General features: G+C 49.0%; 1 protein-coding gene. It reads right to left on the reverse strand.

The annotated features are described in order from the left end of the window. On the reverse strand, window positions 1–243 hold a 243-nt coding region (locus tag AC1RPK_RS07675), incomplete at its 3' end, for a hypothetical protein (protein WP_481769341.1). Window positions 244–300 lie beyond the last annotated feature (57 nt).

Consider the following 300-nt stretch of genomic DNA (forward strand, 5'->3'; position numbering starts at 1 on the left):
GTACTTTCTATTGGTCGTAACACTTTGGTTGCTATTGTTACGTCCTCCCATCAGCCAGCCGCTGCCGGCACCGTCACCTCCACCCATAACTGTTGTGTACCCGGGGTTTGCGGCAGTGCTGCCAGTGATGACGTTGGCGTCTAGGTTATACAGCGAATTGGTGTTCGTTGCCTGCATAAAGATGTTGCCGCTACCAGCAACTATCTTTGGCTTTGCAGACCAAAAGGGGTTACTCAGAAACATTGTTTTCTCCTGTAGTGCCCCATAAAATTAGAGCACTTCAGTTTTTAGTGTACCCGT

It is taken from the genome of Dellaglioa sp. CoH-55-MRSF-6, from assembly GCF_056782215.1.